The organism is Ruegeria sp. G5 (assembly GCF_056533365.1).
Window position 1 is genome coordinate 63,853 of the sequence record NZ_JBQFOK010000001.1, and the last position, 19,669, is coordinate 83,521.

At 56.8% G+C, this 19,669-nt stretch carries 18 protein-coding genes; 10 read left to right on the top strand and 8 right to left on the bottom strand.

What is annotated here, in order from left to right:
- Nucleotides 1–95: 95 nt before the first annotated feature.
- Nucleotides 96–998, bottom strand: a complete 903-nt coding sequence (locus tag ACR0BD_RS00315; protein WP_480828298.1) for a LysR family transcriptional regulator — start codon at nt 996–998, stop codon at nt 96–98.
- A 92-nt stretch (nt 999–1,090) separates the two neighbouring features.
- On the opposite strand from ACR0BD_RS00315, the gene ACR0BD_RS00320 reads away from it, so the two are divergent.
- On the top strand, nt 1,091–2,167 hold the full coding sequence (locus ACR0BD_RS00320; protein WP_480828299.1) for an L-dopachrome tautomerase-related protein: 1,077 nt from the start codon (nt 1,091–1,093) through the stop codon (nt 2,165–2,167).
- A gap of 36 nt (nt 2,168–2,203) precedes the next feature.
- Here the strand turns inward: ACR0BD_RS00320 and ACR0BD_RS00325 are convergent, their stop codons facing one another.
- From ACR0BD_RS00325 to ACR0BD_RS00335, 3 genes are all read right to left on the bottom strand, one after another.
- Nucleotides 2,204–2,950, bottom strand: a complete 747-nt coding sequence (locus tag ACR0BD_RS00325; RefSeq protein WP_480828300.1) for an extensin-like domain-containing protein — start codon at nt 2,948–2,950, stop codon at nt 2,204–2,206.
- 13 nt (nt 2,951–2,963) lie between these two features.
- Nucleotides 2,964–4,352 (bottom strand): adenosylhomocysteinase, encoded by a 1,389-nt coding sequence (ahcY, locus tag ACR0BD_RS00330; protein ID WP_480828301.1) that lies wholly within the window; start codon nt 4,350–4,352, stop codon nt 2,964–2,966.
- Between the two features lie 101 nt (nt 4,353–4,453).
- Nucleotides 4,454–4,774, bottom strand: a complete 321-nt coding sequence (locus tag ACR0BD_RS00335; protein WP_480699444.1) for a hypothetical protein — start codon at nt 4,772–4,774, stop codon at nt 4,454–4,456.
- A 205-nt stretch (nt 4,775–4,979) separates the two neighbouring features.
- Here ACR0BD_RS00335 and ACR0BD_RS00340 point away from each other — a divergent pair, with 205 nt between their 5' ends.
- Nucleotides 4,980–5,573 (top strand): HD domain-containing protein, encoded by a 594-nt coding sequence (locus ACR0BD_RS00340; protein ID WP_480828302.1) that lies wholly within the window; start codon nt 4,980–4,982, stop codon nt 5,571–5,573.
- Here ACR0BD_RS00340 and ACR0BD_RS00345 read toward each other — a convergent pair.
- The 3 genes from ACR0BD_RS00345 to ACR0BD_RS00355 form a co-directional block, all read right to left on the bottom strand.
- Complete coding sequence (locus ACR0BD_RS00345) at nt 5,570–5,941, bottom strand: VOC family protein (protein WP_480699438.1); 372 nt, start codon at nt 5,939–5,941, stop codon at nt 5,570–5,572. The genes ACR0BD_RS00340 and ACR0BD_RS00345 overlap by 4 nt on opposite strands.
- A gap of 142 nt (nt 5,942–6,083) precedes the next feature.
- The gene (locus tag ACR0BD_RS00350; RefSeq protein WP_480699436.1) at nt 6,084–6,638 is read right to left on the bottom strand and encodes an ActR/PrrA/RegA family redox response regulator transcription factor; all 555 of its coding nucleotides are present in this window, start codon (nt 6,636–6,638) and stop codon (nt 6,084–6,086) included.
- Between the two features lie 86 nt (nt 6,639–6,724).
- Nucleotides 6,725–7,345 (bottom strand): SCO family protein, encoded by a 621-nt coding sequence (locus ACR0BD_RS00355; RefSeq protein ID WP_480699519.1) that lies wholly within the window; start codon nt 7,343–7,345, stop codon nt 6,725–6,727.
- A gap of 92 nt (nt 7,346–7,437) precedes the next feature.
- On the opposite strand from ACR0BD_RS00355, the gene regB reads away from it, so the two are divergent.
- The 8 genes from regB (at nt 7,438) to trxA (ending at nt 19,265) form a co-directional block, all read left to right on the top strand.
- Nucleotides 7,438–8,835 (top strand): sensor histidine kinase RegB, encoded by a 1,398-nt coding sequence (gene regB, locus ACR0BD_RS00360; RefSeq protein ID WP_480828303.1) that lies wholly within the window; start codon nt 7,438–7,440, stop codon nt 8,833–8,835.
- Between the two features lie 65 nt (nt 8,836–8,900).
- Nucleotides 8,901–10,409, top strand: a complete 1,509-nt coding sequence (locus ACR0BD_RS00365) for a PAS-domain containing protein (protein WP_480828304.1) — start codon at nt 8,901–8,903, stop codon at nt 10,407–10,409.
- Nucleotides 10,410–10,450: 41 nt separating this feature from the next.
- Nucleotides 10,451–10,924 (top strand): tRNA (adenosine(37)-N6)-threonylcarbamoyltransferase complex ATPase subunit type 1 TsaE, encoded by a 474-nt coding sequence (gene tsaE / locus ACR0BD_RS00370; RefSeq protein ID WP_480828305.1) that lies wholly within the window; start codon nt 10,451–10,453, stop codon nt 10,922–10,924.
- Nucleotides 10,921–11,925, top strand: a complete 1,005-nt coding sequence (locus ACR0BD_RS00375; RefSeq protein WP_480828306.1) for an aminoglycoside phosphotransferase family protein — start codon at nt 10,921–10,923, stop codon at nt 11,923–11,925. The genes tsaE and ACR0BD_RS00375 overlap by 4 nt, the downstream gene beginning before the upstream one ends.
- Nucleotides 11,922–12,608 (top strand): nucleotidyltransferase family protein, encoded by a 687-nt coding sequence (locus ACR0BD_RS00380; RefSeq protein WP_480828307.1) that lies wholly within the window; start codon nt 11,922–11,924, stop codon nt 12,606–12,608. The genes ACR0BD_RS00375 and ACR0BD_RS00380 overlap by 4 nt, the downstream gene beginning before the upstream one ends.
- The gene (gene addB, locus ACR0BD_RS00385) at nt 12,601–15,528 is read left to right on the top strand and encodes a double-strand break repair protein AddB (protein ID WP_480828308.1); all 2,928 of its coding nucleotides are present in this window, start codon (nt 12,601–12,603) and stop codon (nt 15,526–15,528) included. The genes ACR0BD_RS00380 and addB overlap by 8 nt, the downstream gene beginning before the upstream one ends.
- The gene (addA, locus tag ACR0BD_RS00390) at nt 15,525–18,884 is read left to right on the top strand and encodes a double-strand break repair helicase AddA (protein WP_480828309.1); all 3,360 of its coding nucleotides are present in this window, start codon (nt 15,525–15,527) and stop codon (nt 18,882–18,884) included. Before addB ends, addA begins: the two co-directional genes overlap by 4 nt.
- 60 nt (nt 18,885–18,944) lie before the next feature.
- Nucleotides 18,945–19,265 (top strand): thioredoxin, encoded by a 321-nt coding sequence (trxA, locus tag ACR0BD_RS00395; protein ID WP_170397826.1) that lies wholly within the window; start codon nt 18,945–18,947, stop codon nt 19,263–19,265.
- A gap of 120 nt (nt 19,266–19,385) precedes the next feature.
- On the opposite strand, the gene ACR0BD_RS00400 is transcribed toward trxA, so the two are convergent.
- Nucleotides 19,386–19,580: a DUF1127 domain-containing protein gene (locus ACR0BD_RS00400; RefSeq protein WP_480699420.1), complete on the bottom strand. Its 195-nt coding sequence runs from the start codon at nt 19,578–19,580 to the stop codon at nt 19,386–19,388.
- Between the last annotated feature and the right edge of the window lie 89 nt (nt 19,581–19,669).

The following is a 19,669-nucleotide window of genomic DNA, read 5'->3' on the forward strand; positions in this document are numbered from 1 at the left end:
GGCCTTCGCCACGATTTCACATGTCCTTCAAACAAGTGCATGGATTTTAATCAGAGGATGTGTTCGCTCAAAGGGAAAATTTTTCTCGTTTCCCCCTAAGTAGCCGGTCTCGAACCAACCGGTTTTTCAAAGGCGCGGCTGGCTAAGTCTGAAAAGGCGCGAACCTTTCGGCCCGGTGTCGCGTTACCCGCGTGAACAAAGGATATGGGCGCATCCGGAGACCGCAGAACACCCGGCATTATTTCAACCAACGCGCCGCTTTCCAGCTCTCGCTGAACGGCTAGGCGGGATTTAACGGCCAAACCCAGACCCTGCACAGCAGCCTCGGTCAACATGTCCGAGTTTGAAACCGCAATCCCGCGTGGAATTGAAAACTGACCGGCACCATGCGGCCCCGTGATCTCTAGCCGCGTTTGCCACGGCAAACACGCCCAGCGCATAACCCGAAGATCTTCGATCACTTGCGGGGTGCCGTATGTTTCGCAAAATCGAGGTGACGCACAGATGATCCGATCATTGTCACTCAGCTTCCGGGCTCTGAGCGTGCTGTCGGCCATCTGACCAACGCGAATGGCGCAATCGATCCCCTCATCCACCAACGATACATAGCGATCCACTGCCAGAAACTCGATCGAAAGGTCGGGATGTTCACGCTGAAACGACTCCATCTGAGGCATAACGAACCGAGACAATATCCAAGGAGACAGCGTAACCCGCAAATGCCCACGCAATGCACCGGTTCCGCTTCCTGCATCCAATTCAGCTTCGCGCAGTTCGGCCAGAATTGGTTCAATCCGGTCCAGAAAGATCATCCCCTCATTCGTTAGCTGTACCTTGCGGCTGTTGCGGTGAAACAGCTTTAGGTTCAGAACCTCTTCTAACTTTGTAATGCGATGACTGACTGTCGCCGCGGACAGGCCCTGAGCCTTGGCGGCCGAACCGACTCCGCCTGTTTTGGCCACGGAAATAAAGGTCATCAGGTCATTCACATGGTACATTCGAAAAATCCTAACACTGGTTTTGAAATTCAGCCAGTTATCGGCAAAAAATTCAAATGGTATCTGCTCTGCAATCATCAGAGGAGGAACAGATGAAATCCCTTTACGCCAGTGTATGCGCCCTAGCGCTTGCTCTGCCGGCCGCTGCCGCCGAGCTGGAAACATACCTTGAGTTCGAAAAAGCTATGCCCCCGGGCAACCTGGCTATTGGCCCGGACGGGCGCATGTTCATGTCGGTGCACGAATTCTACGGCCCCGAACTGCGGGTGGTTGAGGTCATGCCCGACGGGTCAACCAAGCCTTACCCGACCGAAGAATGGGCCCGCGCACCGAAAGATGACGCCGACGGGCTGAACGGTGTTCTAGGTCTGCGGGCTGACCGCGATGGTATCCTGTGGATGCTGGACGGTCAGGGCGAAAACCAGACCGGTCGCGTTGTCGGTTGGGACACCAAAACCGAGACGCTGCATGCGATCCACTATATCGGCGCACCTGTCGCACGCCCGACTTCGTTCCTGAACGATCTGGCGGTGGATCGCGATCACGGGGCTATCTACATCTCGGATACCGGTGACGGGCAGAACTCGGCCATCATCGTGGTTGATCTGGAAACAGGGCGCGCTCGGCGGGTTCTGGAAGGCTCTAAATATACGATTCCTGAAGATACCCCGATGGTCATCGACGGGCGCGAGATCACGCTGGGCGGCAATCCCGCCAAGATCGGCATCAACCCGATCACCGTCGATCCGACGAACACTTGGGTCTATTTCGCCCCGATGACAGCCAGCGCGATGTACCGCATCCCGACGGCCGCACTGCTGGATGAAAGCCTGTCAGATGCCGATCTTGAGGCCAAGGTTGAACGTTATGGCGACAAGCCGATCTCGGATGGTTCGACCGTGGATACCGGCGGCAACGTCTATATCACCGCGATGACTGACAATGCGCTGGGCGTCACCAAGCCTGATGGCAGCTATGAAGTGCTGTTCCAGTCGGATGATGAATTGCCGTGGCCAGACGGATTCTCGATCGGTGCGGATGGATATGTCTACGCCACGATTAACGAGTTGCACCGCTCACCCGTTCTGAACAATGGCGAGGACGCCTCGAAAGGCATCTACAAGATCGTCCGGTTCAAATCGCTGTCTGACGCGGTCAGCGGACGCTAAAGAAACTTCCGGCCCTGCAATGCGGGGCCGGGATACCTATCGGCAATAGCCCCAACCGGGGCCTTGCAGATGGAAGTGATCCGCGTGCAGGCGATTGAAGTTCGGGCCCAGCACCACGCGAAACCAGTCACAGGCCCCTTTCCCAATTCGGTGCAGAAACTCTGACTCGGGTCCCGGCTCGGCCCAGTCTCGCAGCAGACTGAGTGTTCTACCATCCGCCAGCTCAATCCCGGCAATATCAATCGAGTCCGCCGTTGCGTGACTGCTCCATCCGCTGTTTTCTCCCTGCGCCGTGCGCATGCGGCGGCAATTGTAGCTGCCCAGATGCCGCAAGGCGCGTACGTCAGTCCCCAACAGGTCCCGCGCAGCGGGCTGAACCACGTGATGCTCCCACATCGCCAAACGCAGAGCTGTTGTACAACGAGTCTCAACCCCGCTGACGCGGGCAGTTCCCAACCCCGACAGCAAACCCCGCCCGGCAATGCCGCAGTTGCGATCAACCACCAGATCCTCCATCTCGGAAAACGCGATATCCGCATGTGAAAGTGTCGCCCGGCACTGTGCCTCATCCGCCAGCGCCTTGTTCAACTGGAACTTCGTGACCGGCGTGACAGGAGCAGTCAGAGACAAGTCCCGCAAAGGGTTCCAATGTGCGGGCAACGGGGACTTTGGGTGCGCCAGCAGCAAATACCCACCCGACCCAACAAGAAATAGAAATACGATGATCGAAAAGAAAGACGCCGCCAGATGCAATATCCGGCGGCGTCCTTTGCGTTTGGTCATACCCGATCCGCGATCAGTAGCGGTAATGCTCGGGCTTATAGGGGCCTTCGGGTTTTACGCCGATATAGGCCGCCTGTTCGCTGTCCATCTGGGTCAGCTTCACGCCGATCCGGTCCAGATGCAGACGCGCGACTTTCTCATCCAGATGCTTGGGCAGGATGTAGACCTTGTTTTCGTACTGGTCGCCTTTGGTGAACAGCTCAATCTGCGCCAGAACCTGGTTGGTAAAGGATGCCGACATCACGAAGGATGGGTGCCCGGTGGCGTTGCCGAGGTTCAGCAGACGGCCTTCGGACAGCAGAATCAGACGATTGCCCGAGGGCATCTCGATCATGTCCACCTGTTCCTTGATGTTGGTCCATTTGTGGTTCTTCAGGCTGGCAACTTGGATTTCGTTGTCAAAGTGACCGATGTTGCCGACGATAGCCATGTCCTTCATCTCGCGCATATGCTCGATGCGGATCACGTCCTTGTTGCCGGTGGTGGTGATGAAGATATCCGCGCTGGCAACTTCGTCTTCCAGCAGCGTAACTTCGAACCCGTCCATTGCAGCTTGCAGCGCGCAGATCGGGTCGACTTCGGTAACCTTCACACGGGCACCGGCCCCTGCCAGCGACGCGGCCGAGCCTTTGCCCACGTCGCCATACCCGCAGACGACGGCAACTTTACCGGCCATCATGGTGTCGGTGGCGCGGCGGATACCGTCGACCAGCGATTCCTTACAGCCGTATTTGTTGTCGAATTTCGACTTGGTGACCGAGTCGTTCACGTTGATCGCCGGGAACGGCAGATGACCGTCTTTCACCAGCTGATACAGGCGGTTCACACCGGTGGTGGTTTCCTCGGACACGCCTTGGATCTGGTCCCGCATCTTGGTGAACCAACCGGGCGAGGCCGCCATCCGCTTAGCGATCTGTTTCTTGATGACCTCTTCCTCTTCCGAACCCGGAACGGGGATGATGTCTTCGCCTGCTTCGGCGCGGGCACCCAGCAGGATGTACAGCGTCGCGTCGCCGCCATCGTCCAGGATCATGTTCGGGCCTTCGTCGAACAGGAAAGACTTGTCCAGGTAATCCCAATGCTCTTCCAGCGTCTGCCCCTTGATGGCGAAGACGGGGATACCAGCCTCGGCGATCGCGGCGGCAGCGTGGTCTTGGGTTGAGAAGATATTGCACGACGCCCAGCGCACATCCGCGCCCAGCGCAACCAGTGTTTCAATCAGAACTGCGGTCTGGATTGTCATGTGCAGCGAACCGACAATACGGGCCCCTGCCAGTGGTTTACTTTCGCCATATTCGGCTCGCAGGGACATCAGCCCCGGCATTTCCGTTTCGGCAATATCAAGTTCTTTACGGCCGAACCCGGCCAATGAAATGTCTTTTACGATATAGTCCCCGGCCATCAGGTACTCCATTCCGGTAAATATTGGTCCGGGTTGCCCTAACATCCCTTAGCGGACGTGGCAACGACGATGGCCGGAAACGGGATTTTAGGCCGCCATAATCAGCTTGGCGTGCCTTCTACCTTGATCTTGGGGATCGCTTCGAAAAAATCGGTGCCAACGGCGACGATGCAACTTACGCCATTCGCATGGGTCACCAAAACGGTATAACTTCCCGTTTCCTTTGAGGTCCAAACCTCCATAACCGATTGCCCGCCGCGCGATTTCTGCAATCCACCAAAGGCCAGCTGTTCTGAATAACTGTCCTGCAATTTGGCAACCACGTGCTCTCGCTGCGCGCAATTTTGCTGCTGAGCAAAAGCAGGGGGGGCAGTGGCAGCCATTCCAAAGGCCAGGGCAATTCCAAACAAACGCTTGAACATAACAAGCTCCTTTCGATACGAGTTTCGATCGAGAGGGGCACACCGGGAGAAGCATGCGCCCCCCTCGGTACTTCATGTCGGTATCACCGCGCACTTGTTCAAAGCACGAATGCTCAAGAAAAAGTTGGCAGCTGGTGATCTTGACAGGTAAACCATACCACAAAAATGCGGCGCAATCGCGGCTGTTCAGACGGGGCATGGCATAATGGCAACACAACCACGTGCATGGCAGAGAATGCTATCAGGCCGCAGGCTGGATCTGTTGGATCCAACGCCCGTGGATATCGAGATTGAGGATATCGCGCATGGTCTGGCGTTTGTGGCCCGGTGGAACGGCCAGACGGCAGGTAATTTCGCCTATTCCGTGGCCGAGCACTCACTTCTGGTCGAAGAGCTTTTTGGCCGCATCGCGCCCAATGCGCCGGTAAAATGGCGGCTTGCGGCGTTGTTACATGATGCACCCGAATATGTGATTGGCGACATGATATCTCCGGTCAAGTCCGCAGTGGGGCCGGGCTATGGGGCACTGGATGATCGGCTTGCCGCAGCAATCCACATCCGTTTTGGCCTGCCCGCAGCCGTACCGAAAACGGTGAAGCGGCAGATCAAAAAGGCCGACAAGATCAGCGCCTGGATGGAAGCAACCCAGATCGCAGGTTTCTCCGAGGCCGAGGCGTCCAAGTTCTTTGGCCGTCCGGATACGTCTGTAATGGAGAATCTGAATATCGTCTTACGCCCGCCGGTTGAAGTTCGGCGGGCGTATACTGAAAGGCACGCGGCCCTTCTGACGCAGCTTTAACCGAAAACGTAAAAGCAGAGCTTGTTGCCGTCCGCGTCGCGGGCATAGGCCCCGTAGAAAACATCCGGTACGCGCTGACCCGGCTCGCCTTCGTCGGTGGCGCCAAGGCTAATTGCCTTTTCATACATCGCTTGTGCGTGCTCTTTCGAGTCGGCGGAAAACGCAACCATGGTGCCATTCCCCGGCGCGCAGTCACCGCCATCATAGGGCTCACAAACAGCCAGCATAGGCGCGCCCGGTTCATTGCCGATGAACGCTATGCGACCAGCATCAAACGTAACCTTTGCATCGCGATCCGAGAGCAGATCCGTATAAAACTTCTTCGCGCGCTCCATATCCGAAACGCCAATGGTCACATAGCCGATCATGTGAGATTCCTGTCTTGTTAAGTGTTTTCCAAGACGGACACTTGGCCTCAGGGCGCGGAGGTGCAAGTCACGAAGCTGTGACAGTCGAAAACAGGCCAGCCGTAAACACTAGGGTCCAGATCTGCCGGTGTAAGATCTCAACTCAACGCGGGCTGCGTTTCGCCAAGATCCGCTGCAATGTCCGGCGGTGCATGTTCAATCTGCGGGCGGTCTCGGATACGTTCCGGTCGCACAATTCATAGACCCTCTGGATATGTTCCCAACGCACGCGGTCGGCGCTCATGGGGTTTTCGGGCGGCGGCGGCAATTCATCGTCCTTGGCCAACAGGGCGTTAGTGATGTCTGTGGCGTCTGCAGGTTTCGACAGATAGTCCGTTGCACCGATCTTGACGGCCGCTACGGCGGTGGCAATCGCTCCGTAACCGGTCAGAACCACGACCCGGCTGTCGGGGCGTTTTTCACGCAGAACTTCGACCACGTCCAGCCCGTTACCATCTTCGAGCCTTAGGTCAACCACGGCATAAGCAGGAGGGCGTGCTGTCGAGATCGCGCGCCCTGCGGCGACGGAACCTGCGGTTTCGACCTCAAAGCCGCGTTTCTCCATTGCCTTGGCCAGCCGCCTCAGAAACGGCTCGTCATCATCAACCAATAGCAGGGATTTGTCGGGGCCGATATCCAGGTCAGAGCTGTCCGCCATATTCTATTCTTTCCGCTATTTCACGCATTTGGCTTAAACATGAGTAATAGCAGCGCCATTGCAAAGGTCAAACAGCGTGTTTCAGGCTAGATCTTGTCCAGAAAGCATCCGACCTTATCGGCCATCTGCCCGGCACTGTCGTTGCGATTGAAAAATTCGATGAAACCATCCTGCGGAGTGACCAGGTAGGTAAAGGTCGAATGGTCCACCAGATAGTATTCATCGCTTTTGTCATGCGCCTTGTAATAGGTCTTGTAGGCTTGGCTGGCAGCCTTGATCTGCTCGGGCGTTCCGGTCAGTGCGATCGTCTTGCCACCAAGGTTAAAGGCATAGTCTGCCACCACTTCGGGTGTATCCCGATCCGGGTCGACCGAGATGAAAAGCGGTGTGACCGACTGACCGCGCTCTGCCAAAACATCCACGGCCTCGACGTTGCGGGACATATCGAACGGGCAAACATCGGGACAGAATGTATAGCCGAAATAGACCAGCGTTGGCTCGGTAATCACGTCGGTATCAGTGACCGTTTCACCAGCGCCGTTGATCAATTCAAACGGCCCGCCGATCGCTGCGGTTCCGCCTGCGATCTGGCTTGATCGGCATTGAGCGAACTTGTCATCCGAACCGGGGCCGCGCGTCAGCAGCCACATGGCACCCATACCAATGGCCAGAACAACAGCAGCAAGAATAGCGTAAAGACGGACCATGACATTAATCCTGAGATCAGAGGGGTTGTTGATCGTTTCGGCCGGGACACCTATCAAGATGATCAGCCGATGCAACAGGACATAGTCGACCAATGGCCAATTCCAACATCACATTGTGGCGCGGACAGGAACGCAGCAGCTGGATCCGACTGCGAACGCTGATCCTGTTGCGCTGGGTGGCCATTGTTGGCCAGATCACCGCCATCACAGTCGCACAACAGACCTATGGTGTGCAGCTAGACGTTATGCTGTGTTATCTGGCCATCGGCATTTCGATCATGGGTAACCTGACGGCGATCCTGATATTTCCACGAAACAAGCGGCTTTCTGAGTTTGAAAACTTTCTGATGGTCTTGTTCGACCTGCTGCAGTTGACGGTTCTGCTGTATCTGACCGGCGGACTCAACAATCCGTTTGCGTTGCTGCTGGTGGGCCCTGTTACGATCTCGGCCAGTGTGATGACCACGCGGTCAACCATGATCATTGGTTTGGTGGCGATCATCCTGACCTCGCTGTTGGCCGAATTCCACATACCATTGCGCACTGACAGCGGCATGGATCTGGATATTCCGGATATTTTACTGTTTGGAAACTGGGCTGCAATTGTCATCGCAATCGTGTTTTTGGGGGCCTATTCCCACCGCGTCAGCTCTGAAGTTCAGTCCATGTCCGAGGCGTTATCGGCCACACATATGGCACTGGCCCGAGAGCAGAAACTGACGGACCTGGGCGGGGTCGTCGCCGCAGCCGCGCATGAGCTGGGAACACCTCTTGCCACGATCAAGTTGACAAGTTCCGAGTTGATCGAAGAGCTTGACGATCGCCCTGACCTCAAGGAAGACGCCGCGCTGATCCGAGAACAAGCCAATCGCTGCCGCGACATTCTTCGCGACATGGGCCGGGCCGGGAAAGATGACCTGCATCTGCGTCAAGCTCCGCTGTCAACGGTGGTTCACGAAGCGGCTGAGCCGCATATACATCGTGGCAAATCCGTTCAGTTCACCGAAGGACCGGTTGGCGACGGGGATGTGCAACAGCCTTCGATCCTGCGCAAACCTGAAATCATTCATGGCCTGCGAAACCTGATACAAAATGCCGTCGACTTCGCCCGAGCGAATGTCTGGGTCGAGGCTGAATGGAGCCCGACGCAGATCACCGTCAAAATCATGGATGACGGGCGCGGGTATCCATCGCAGATGATCGGCCGGATTGGTGACCCATTCATGCGACGCCGCCGGGCCGAGACCGAGCAGCGCACGCGCCCGGAATATGAAGGGATGGGGTTGGGGCTGTTCATCGCGAAAACGCTGTTGGAACGCAGCGGGGCCGAGCTGGATTTTGCCAATGGCTCTGATCCCTATCAAACCCTGTCGGACAACCCCGAACGCCGGGGTGCGATCGTGCGCGTGACGTGGCCGCGTAATCTAGTCGATGCGCAGCTTGGCGATACGCCTGTGCCTTCGGGTGTTAATCAGCGCATTGAGGTGTGAATTAAGACCTCGTTAACCATTGGTAACCATACTGCGCTGCGTTGTTTTCTGTTTAGGGCGCGCGCATGGTAGATTGGATTATCCTGGCCGTAATCAGCTTGGTATCTGCCGGTCTGGCCGTTCAGTGGCTCTTGCCGCGCCGTCGTCACAGGGGTGACAACTTCGGCCTGTCCTCACCCAACTCTCTGTTCGATCCGGTTTTTCTGTTCGACGGTGAAAGGTTAATCAGCCATTCCGATATCGCGCTGGAAGGGTTCGAGGATATTCGAACCTGGTCCGATCTGCGCCGCCTCTTACACCGCGACTTCCCGGCTTTCCCTGAAAAACCCGAGCTTATACAGCAAGAAGGCCGGATGGTCATCCCTGCCATAGACTGCACGGTCGAGCGCGATGTGCTGTGCGAATGGATTGACGGCATTATCCGCGTCCGTCTGCGCGAGAGCAGCCAGTGCCCGGCAACTATTCACCGCGACGCAAACGATCCCATCCGCCTTGCGATGGAGCGCGCGCCCTACCCTGTCTGGCTGCTTGATGCTGAAGACAGTGTGCGTTGGTGCAACGCCGCTTATGTGTCACTGGTGCGCAAGGTACGGGGGCAGGATACCGACCTGACGGCTCCTTTATTTCCGGGGTTTGACAACGAAAGCCGGCCAACTGCCAAGACGCGTGTTTCAATCTCGTCGGATACCACCCAAAACAAGCTGTGGTTCGACCTGACGCTGGTCAATCATCCCGAAGGGCATCTGTGCTATGCCGTTGACATCAACGCGATTGTCGACGCCGAAACGGCGCAGCGAAAATTCGTGCAAACGATGACAAAGACCTTTGCGCAACTGTCGATCGGGTTGGCCATTTTCGACCGAAACCGACAACTGGCGCTGTTCAACCCCGCCCTGATTGACCTAACCACCCTGCCCCCGGATTTCCTAAGCTGCCGCCCCAGTCTGTCCAGTTTCTTCGACAGGCTGCGGGACCAACACATGATGCCGGAACCCAAGAATTATCGCAGTTGGCGCAGTCAGATGAATGATCTGCTTGAGGCGGCGGAAGACGGTAACTATCAGGAAACGTGGTCTCTGCCGTCCGGGTCGGTCTATTCTGTCAGCGGTCGCCCACATCCCGATGGTGCCGTGGCCTTTTTATTTGAAGACATCACGGCCGAGATTACCCTGACCCGACGTTTCCGCTCTGAGATGGATCTTATGCAATCCGTTCTCGACAAGCTCGCCGATGCTGTCGCTGTTTTTGCTGATGACGGAACGCTTGCGCTTACCAACTTTGCCTATCAAGAACTCTGGGGCGACACGGGCGACACCGGGTTTGAGCCGGACACAGTCCTGGAGGTCACACGTAAATGGCAAGATCAATGTGCCGCCTCGCCGGTTTTTGGAGAAATCCGTGAGTTTATCGAAATGCGCGACCATCGGGTTGAGTGGTCTGCGCAATTGCGGACACGCGAAGGCCAGCGGCTGACCTGTATCGTGTGTCCAATGCAAAATGGCGCGACGATTGTTCGCTTTGCAACCGAGGACGCCATCGCTGCCCGATCAGAGGATCAACGGATCAGCGCCTGAACCGGGTTGCAGCGAGCCGACCGCGCGGTCATTGTGGCGCCATGACGACTGCGCCTTTAGTAATGACCTTGAATTCACCTGCAGAAACGGCTGCTTTGGCGGCCCGTTTAGGCCAAAACCTGCAGCCCGGTGACATCGTTCTTCTTGAGGGTGAAATTGGCAGTGGAAAGACACATTTTGCCCGCAGCCTGATCCAATCGGTCATGACACCCCCAGAGGATGTACCATCCCCCACGTTTACACTGGTTCAGACCTACGAAACCAGCTTGGGTGAAATCTGGCATTGCGATCTTTATCGCCTGAACGCATTGGAAGAGGTCGACGAGTTGGGATTGATCGAAGCGTTCGATACTGAGATCTGCTTGGTCGAATGGCCGGACAAGCTGGGTGCCCTAAGGCCGGCGTCGGCCTTGACAATACAGTTCAAAACAGACCCTAACACGTTGGAAAAACGGCATGTGACACTTACTTGGACAGACGTCAAATGGTCAGGAAAATTGGAGAGCACCGCATGACAAACCGGGCAGTAGTGGCCGAAGCGCTGATCGCTCAGACCCGATGGGCCAATGCGGACAGGGCCCCTCTTGCCGGGGATGCCTCAAACCGCCGTTATGAACGGCTTACAATCCGCGAAACGAGTGAAACAGCCGTATTGATGGACTCCCCTCCAGGGCAAGCAGAACCCGTAGAGGCGTTTGTGCGCATGGCCAACCACCTCAGATCAATCGGATTGAGCGCACCTGAGATTTACGCCGAAGATACCGAATTCGGGTTTTTGTTGCTCGAAGATTTGGGCGACGATCTGTTCGCCCGGGTTTTGAAAAAAACTCCCGAAAGAGAGCGCGAGCTGTACCAGGCAGCAACGGATGTTCTGATAACGCTCCACGAAGCTCCAACAATACCGCTGCAGTCTTATGACCCAGCCCTGATGACCGAGCTTGCTGCCCTATCATTCACCAAATACGCCCAATCTGTGGACGGCTCACATGATGAAGACGTCCGGGTGCGGTTCGAAGACAGGTTTGCAGATATTTTGCACCGGGAAACGTCCGGGGTTAAAGTTGTAGTCCAACGGGATTACCACGCAGAAAACCTGATCTGGCTACCGGAACGTATCGGCGTCGCGCGGGTCGGGTTACTGGATTTTCAAACCGCTATGTTGGGTCATCCCGCTTACGACCTCGTCTCGTTGTTGCAGGACGTGCGCCGAGATGTGGCGCCTGGAACGGAAATGCAGATGGTCAGCCGGTATATCTCGGAAACCGGCATAAACGACCACGACTTTCGCACGGCATATGCCGTTCTTGGCGCGCAAAGGAACTTGCGAATCCTCGGTGGCTTTGCGCGCCTCGCGACCGAATATGGAAAACCCAAATATGTTGACCTTATTCCAGCGACATGGGCGCATCTGATGCGAGATCTGGAACATCCTGCGCTGGTTACAGTGGCTGATCTTGTTCGCGATGCCCTGCCCCGGCCGACTTCTGAAAACCTAGACAGGCTGCGATCAAAATGACCCGTTCCCCCGAGGCAATCATGCTGTTTGCAGCCGGGTTGGGAACCCGCATGGGTGCGCTGACGAAAGATCGGCCCAAACCGCTTATCGAGTGCGCTGGGCGTCCGCTAATTGATCACGCGCTTGATCTGACCCGCGACCTTGAACCTTTGCGCAAGGTCGCGAACCTGCACTATTTGCCTGATCAGCTTACAGAACATCTCGCGCCGAAGGGCGTTTTGCTGTCGTATGAAGAGCCAGACATTCTGGAAACTGGCGGTGGATTGCGTACCGCTTTGCCTTTGTTAGACACTGATACAGTGTTTACTTTGAACTCAGACGCTATCTGGTCCGGACCTAATCCGCTGACGATGCTGCGCGACGCGTGGGATCCCCAGAATATGGACGCTTTATTGATGTGCATCCCGATCTCTCAGACAATTGGGCATGCGGGAACCGGTGATTTTACTGCGGACAACTCCGGTCGCATCACACGAGGTGGAGAATTGATCTATGGCGGTGCGCAGATCATGAAAACAGAAGGCTTGGCCGAGATTCCAGACAAAGCCTTTTCGCTGAATGTTCTATGGGACCGCATGCATCAAAAAGACCGACTGTTCGCCATAACCTATCCCGGCCGTTGGTGCGATGTGGGCAGACCCGAAGGGATTGCGTTGGCCGAAGGGCTGCTGGCCGATGTTTGATCCCAACGCTCATCCGCGCGTTTATGCTGTTCCACCAGGAAGTGATTTCCCCAAAGCGCTGGTAGAAGGTTTGCGTGCGCGAACCCAAGGCATGGCTCCGGAAGTGTTGGCTGGCGTCCAGCTTGTGGTCAACACGCGGCGAATGGCGCGCAGGGTGCGTGACTTGTTTGACCAAGGCCCAGCGGTCCTTTTGCCCCAGATATCACTTGTGACCGATCTGGGAGAAAGCGTCGATCTTGCGCAGATCCCTCCGGCGATTCCAGCCTTGCGGCGGCGGCTGGAACTGACCCAGCTTGTCGCGAAACTGTTGGACCAGCAGCCTGATCTGGCCGCACGATCATCCTTGTTCGATTTATCCGACAGCCTCGCCGCGCTGATTGACGAGATGCAGGGCGAGGGTGTTTCTCCAGACGCCATCCGCAATCTTGATGTCAGCGATATGTCGGGTCACTGGGCGCGTACCCAGGCTTTTGTCGGGATCGCGGACCAGTTTGTGGATACAGGTGGTGACGAACTGGACGCGCAGGCGCGGCAAAGACGGGTCGTTGAGAACCTGATTAAGCGATGGCAGCATGAACCCCCGCAACATCCCGTTATCCTTGCGGGATCCACCGGCTCTCGTGGAACGACATTGATGTTGATGGAGGCCATCGCCTGCCTACCGCAAGGCGCATTGATCCTGCCTGGTTACGATTTCGACCAACCGGATCATGTTTGGCACGGGTTGGACGACGCGCTGAGTTCAGAAGACCATCCGCAGTACCGGTTTCGCAAACTGATGACCCAACTTGATCTGAAGCCCGGTCAGATCAAGCATTGGACCGAAGATCAGCCGCCCTCGACCGCGCGGAACAAGTTGATTTCACTGGCATTGCGACCCGCACCAATCACCGATGCATGGATGTCCGAAGGACCCGCACTAACAGATCTGGACGGCGCGACCGCTGATCTGACATTGATCGAAGCACAATCGCCACGGGATGAGGCGCTGGCCATTGCGCTGCGCCTGCGCGAAGCTGCCGAAACCGGGCAAACCGCAGCATTGATTACACCTGACCGTATGCTGACCCGGCAGGTCAGTGCGGCACTGGATAGCTGGAACATACTTCCCGACGACAGCGCGGGATTACCGCTGCAACTTTCGCCACCGGGCCGGTTTTTGCGCCATGTGGCGGGCCTGTTCGTGCGTCGGCTTGACGGCGAAGCGCTGCTAACTCTGCTCAAACATCCTTTGTGCCATGACGGCGAAAACCGCGGCGCTCATCTGCTGCATGCGCGTGATCTTGAGCTGGATTTGCGACGGCACGGGCCTCCGTTTCCCGACAGCATCAGCCTTACAGCTTTTGCAGTCCGCAAGGACGTCCCGGATGACTGGGTTCGCTGGCTGAACCAGCACTTTTGCGACCAAACCGTAACTGCCGCACTTTCCTTGTCTGATTGGGTCACGCGCCTGAGGCAACTGGCCGAGGGTATCTCGGCCGGAAGCACGGGCAAAACCGGAACGCTTTGGGACAAGAATGCAGGTCAAAAAGCGCTGTCCGTTCTGACCACACTCGAAAATGAAGCCCATCACGGCGGTATCATGACCGCGCATGACTTTGCGGATCTTTTAGGTGCCTTGCTGGCTGGCGAAGAGGTCCGCGACCGTGACGCGCCACACCCGCGTATTATGATCTGGGGTACGCTTGAGGCACGGGTTCAAGGCGCTGATCTTCTTATTCTGGGGGGATTGAATGAAGGCAGCTGGCCCGAAGCCCCAGCGCCCGATCCCTGGTTGAATCGGCAAATGCGCAACAAAGCCGGATTGCTGCTGCCCGAACGGCGTATCGGACTGTCGGCGCACGACTTTCAACAGGCCATTGGCGCGCCTGAGGTTTGGCTGACGCGCGCATCACGGTCCGACGATGCAGAAACCGTGCCGTCCCGGTGGCTGAACCGTTTGACGAACTTGTTGCAGGGGTTGCCGGGGCAGGGCGGCCCGGATGCGCTTGCTGCGATGCGAACCCGAGGTCAGCAATGGCTCGAATGGACTGACCAGCTTGAATCCGCGCCGCCGATCATGCCTGCACCACGTCCTTCACCGCGTCCACCTGTCTCTGCCCGACCACGCCGCCTGAGTGTTACCCAGATCAAGCGACTGATCCGCGACCCTTATGCGATTTACGCCAAACATGTGCTTCGTCTCAAACCGCTGGACCCGCTTGTGCAGGCTCCGGATGCTTTGCTGCGCGGAATCGTAATCCACGAGATATTGGAGCATTTCGTGAAGGACAGCGTGCTGGACAGCGCGCTACTGACCCGCGAAAACTTTTTGAAACGGGCCGAAACACTACTGGACCAGCACGTGGCATGGCCTACGGCACGCAAACTCTGGCTCGCGCGGCTGGAACGGATCGCTGACGACTTTCTGAATGCCGAAGCCGCCCGTCGTGGCGATGGCGGCCCGGTCGCGTTTGAGGCCGCAATGAAACTTGTACTAAGCCCGTTGGATTTCACGATTTCAGGTCGCGCCGACCGGATTGATGTGAACAGCAGGGGCGGGTTGCGGATCGTGGACTATAAAACGGGCGCGCCCCCTACCGAAAGCCAACAAAGCAAGTTCGACAAACAATTGCTGATCGAAGCCGCAATTGCCGAACAAGGCGGGATCGAAGGCTTTGATCCACTGCCCGTGGCCGAAGCGATCTTTATCGGTATGGGCGGCAGCTATAAAGAGGTTCCCGCTCCGCTACTGAAGGAGCCGGCTAACAAGGTACTTGCCGAGCTAAATGAGTTGATTTCCGGTTATTTAGACCCTAATCAGGGCTTTTCTTCCCGCCGTATGCTGCACAAGGACACCGATATTGGCGACTATGATCATCTGGCCCGGTTCGGAGAATGGGATCGGACAGACGAGACAACGCCTGAGGATTTGACATGAGCGCCCGCAACGACGCCACCGAACGTCAAGTTCAGGCAGCGCGGCCTGACGCCTCGACCTGGTTGGCGGCGAATGCGGGATCGGGAAAGACCCGCGTGTTGACCGATCGCGTAGCACGGCTGTTGCTGGACGGGGTGCAGCCGCAGCACATTCTGTGCCTGACCTATACCAAGGCCGCTGCCAGCGAGATGCAGAACCGCCTATTCAAACGGCTGGGCGAATGGGCGATGCTGGGTGACGATCGGTTGGTGGCGCAACTGACCGATCTTGGTGTTCTGGGCAATCTGACCCCTGACCGTCTGGCTCAGGCGCGTACGTTGTTTGCCCGCGCTATCGAAACACCGGGTGGGTTGAAAATCCAGACTATTCACTCGTTCTGCGCCTCGCTATTGCGCCGTTTTCCCCTTGAAGCCGGTGTAAGCCCCCAATTCACCGAGATGGAGGACCGGGCAGCCGCCTTACTGCGCGAAGAGATCGTTTCAGACTTTGCCGAAGGTGTGCAAGTCAGCTTGATTGAAGATGTTGCGCGGTTCGTGACGGACACCGGGTTTGAAAACCTGACCTCTGCCATATCGCAAAAACGCAGTTACTTTTTGCATCCCTTAGACTGGAACGACATCCTTGAGCGTTTCGGATTGCCCCACGGATTCGATGAAGACGCTTTGAAAGACCGCGTCTTTCTGGGCGGCGAAGTCGAGCTGATCCGCTCAATCCTGCCCGCGCTATCCGAAAGTGGTGGGAACAACGCCAAAGCCGCAGCGAAACTGGATGCTTTTACCCAAGCGCACATTACCCACCTTCCACTGCTGGAAAGCGTTTTTCTGACGGGCAAAGCCGCGAAAGAGCCCTTTACCGCCAAGATCAACAGTTTTCCAACCAAGGCACTGCGTGAAGGGTTACTTGCAGGTCAGATACCACAGCTTGAGGCGCTGATGCTGCGGGTTGAAGTCGCCCGGGAGCAGCGGTTGGCACTGGTGGCCGCGCGCAAAACGCATGTCCTGCACCGGTTCGCATCGACGTTTTTGCCAGAATACGAACGACGCAAGCAGCTTCGCGGCTGGCTGGACTTTGACGATCTGATCCTGCGGGCAAGGCAAGTTTTGAACGACCCAGCTGTGGCAGAATGGGTGCTGTACCGGCTGGATGGCGGGATTGACCATATTCTGGTGGACGAGGCTCAGGATACCAGCCCGGATCAATGGGATGTGGTCGAGAAGCTAGCTCAGGAATTTACCAGCGGCGAGGGGGCCCGTTCGGGTGTCGAGCGGACGATCTTTGTGGTCGGGGACAAGAAACAGTCGATTTATTCTTTTCAGGGCGCCGATCCTCAGGCGTTCGATCGGATGCAGGCAGAGTTTGGGCGAAAACTATCTGAATCAGGCTCTAAACTGTGGGATTCGACGTTAGAGTATTCTTTCCGGTCTTCCAGCGCGATCCTGTCTCTGGTCGATATTCTGTTCGAAAACCGGACGGAGGCGGGATTTCACAAAGAAAGTCAGCACCGGGCGTTTAAGGCTGATCTTCCCGGTCGGGTCGACCTTTGGCCTGTCGTGGAAAAGGTCGACGATGCTGAGGACACGGACTGGACTGATCCGGTCGATCGACCTGGCGCGCGTCACCACACAGTGATCCTTGCCGAAAAAGTAGCGTGTTCAATCAAGGCGATGATCGACGGTGGCGAAACTGTTCCCGACGACAGCGACGTACCCGGCAGGTTTAACCGACGCCCTGTGCAGCCGGGGGACTTTCTGGTTCTGGTTCAACGCCGCTCGGACCTGTTTGCCGAAATCATCCGCGCATGCAAGGCCGAAGGATTGCCGATTGCAGGCGCTGATCGCTTAAAGGTTGGTGCGGAACTGGCGGTCAAGGATCTGGCCGCATTGCTCAGCTTTCTTGCGACGCCCGAAGATAGCCTGTCGCTGGCAACCGTGCTGAAATCACCCCTGTTTGGCTGGAACGAGCAGCAACTGTTCGATCTGGCGCACCGGCGTCAGGAACATTTTCTTTGGGCCGCGCTGCGCAGCCGAGCCGACGAATTCCCCGAAACGCTGGCCATTTTGAACGATCTGCGCGGTCAGATTGATTTTCTGCGTCCCTATGATCTGATCGAACGAATCCTGACCCGACACGACGGGCGTCGCAAACTGCTGGGTCGGTTGGGGGCTGAAGCCGAAGACGGCATAAACGCCCTGCTGTCTCAGGCGCTGGCCTACGAACGCACCGATATCCCCAGTTTGACCGGATTTCTTGTCTGGATGCAGACCGACGATCTGGAAATCAAGCGGCAGATGAGTGGGGTCGGCAACATGATCCGTGTGATGACGGTGCATGGCTCAAAAGGATTGGAGGCACCAATCGTCATTCTGCCTGACACGGGCAAACGACAGGCGCCGCGCGATGCGGAAATCATGGTGTCCGACGGAATGCCCGTCTGGAAGGTACCGGCTGACGCATCACCTGATCTGATTACCCGCGCCCGTGCCGAGGCGCGCCAGCGCGAAGAAAACGAGCGGTTGCGCCTGTTATACGTCGCCATGACGCGCGCAGAGAAATGGTTGATCGTTGGTGCTGCGGGTGATGTCGGAAAAGACGGCACAAGCTGGTACCAGATGATAAAGGCCGCGATGGAACGGGCAGGGGCCACAGCTGTTCCCGGCACCGAAACCTTACGACTGTCTCATGGCGATTGGGATGGGCTTCCTTTGATCAAACATGACGAAGCCACCGTTTCGCAAACAGATCTGCCAGCTATGTTCCTGGTCCCGGCCCAGGACGCGCTGCCCGAGACGAAAACGCTCAGCCCATCGGATCTTGGTGGGGCCAAAGCCCTTGCCGGGGACGCGGGACAAGATGAAGAGGCAGCAAAGCTGCGCGGCACGCGCCTGCATCTGTTGCTGGAACATTTACCTTCGATATCCCAGGCAGATTGGCCGCAGCTTAGCGAAAGGATTCTGCCCGACACACCCGCCTTGGAACGTCAGGAGCTGCTAAACGAGGCGCAGATGGTGTTGACCGCAGAACACCTGCAGGCGGTTTTTGCCAAAGACGCTCTGGCCGAGGTTCCGGTGACCGCAGATCTGAACGGGCAAAGGATGCACGGCGTGATAGACAGATTGATCGTGACCGAAGACGAGGTACAGGTGGTTGATTTTAAATCAAATGCCACCGTTCCAGATCGCCCCGAAACCTGCCCCGAGGGTTTGCTGCGTCAGATGGGGGCCTATGCCAACGCCTTGGCACAGGTTTACCCGGATCGGAAAATCAGCACGGCCATTCTTTGGACTCGAACCGCTGACTTGATGTGGCTGCCACACGATATTGTGACGGATGCCTTGGCGCGCACCCAGATATCTTGACCTTGGGCCATCGCGACCCTACGTTCTGATCCCGAGTTTACCCCATTCAGGAGACAGAATATGTCGACCGTAGCCGTAACCGACGATACCTTTGACGCCGAAGTCAAGAATTCCGACATCCCTGTTGTTGTCGATTTCTGGGCTGAATGGTGTGGCCCCTGTAAACAGATCGGCCCCGCTCTGGAAGAGCTGGCGTCCGAGTATGGTGGCAAAGTCAAAATCGCCAAAGTAGACGTAGACAGCAACCCGAACTCTGCAGCGGCTATGGGTGTGCGCGGCATTCCGGCCCTGTTCATCTTCAAGGACGGTCAGGTTGTTTCGAACCGCGCGGGCGCAGCCCCCAAGGCAGCCCTGCAAAGCTGGATCGACGAATCCATCTGATCTGGCTGAATTGACGGAAAAGAAAGACGCCTCAAGCGGGGCGCCTTTTTTCGTTTACGTTAGACAAAGAAAAAGCCGCTCGAACGAGCGGCTCATCTATCACACGGTATGGGTCGCGGATCAGAACTTGCTGATATCCGCGCGGCACAGACCAACGTCTTCCAACTGAGCGTCGCTGAGTTGCCACAGTGCCTTACGTGTTTTGCGGGATTCATTCCACGCTACTGCTTTTTCATAGGTTCCGAAGAACGCGTCCACTACATGCAGGATGGTAGCTGCTCCGAGCGGCGCATGGATATTCGCGGTGGTTGCCATTTGCGCATTCCTTTTAACTGAAACAGCCGACCTCATGTCGGTTGTGAGGCTCATGTAGAACCAACACTCGAATCTCACAATTGCTAGTC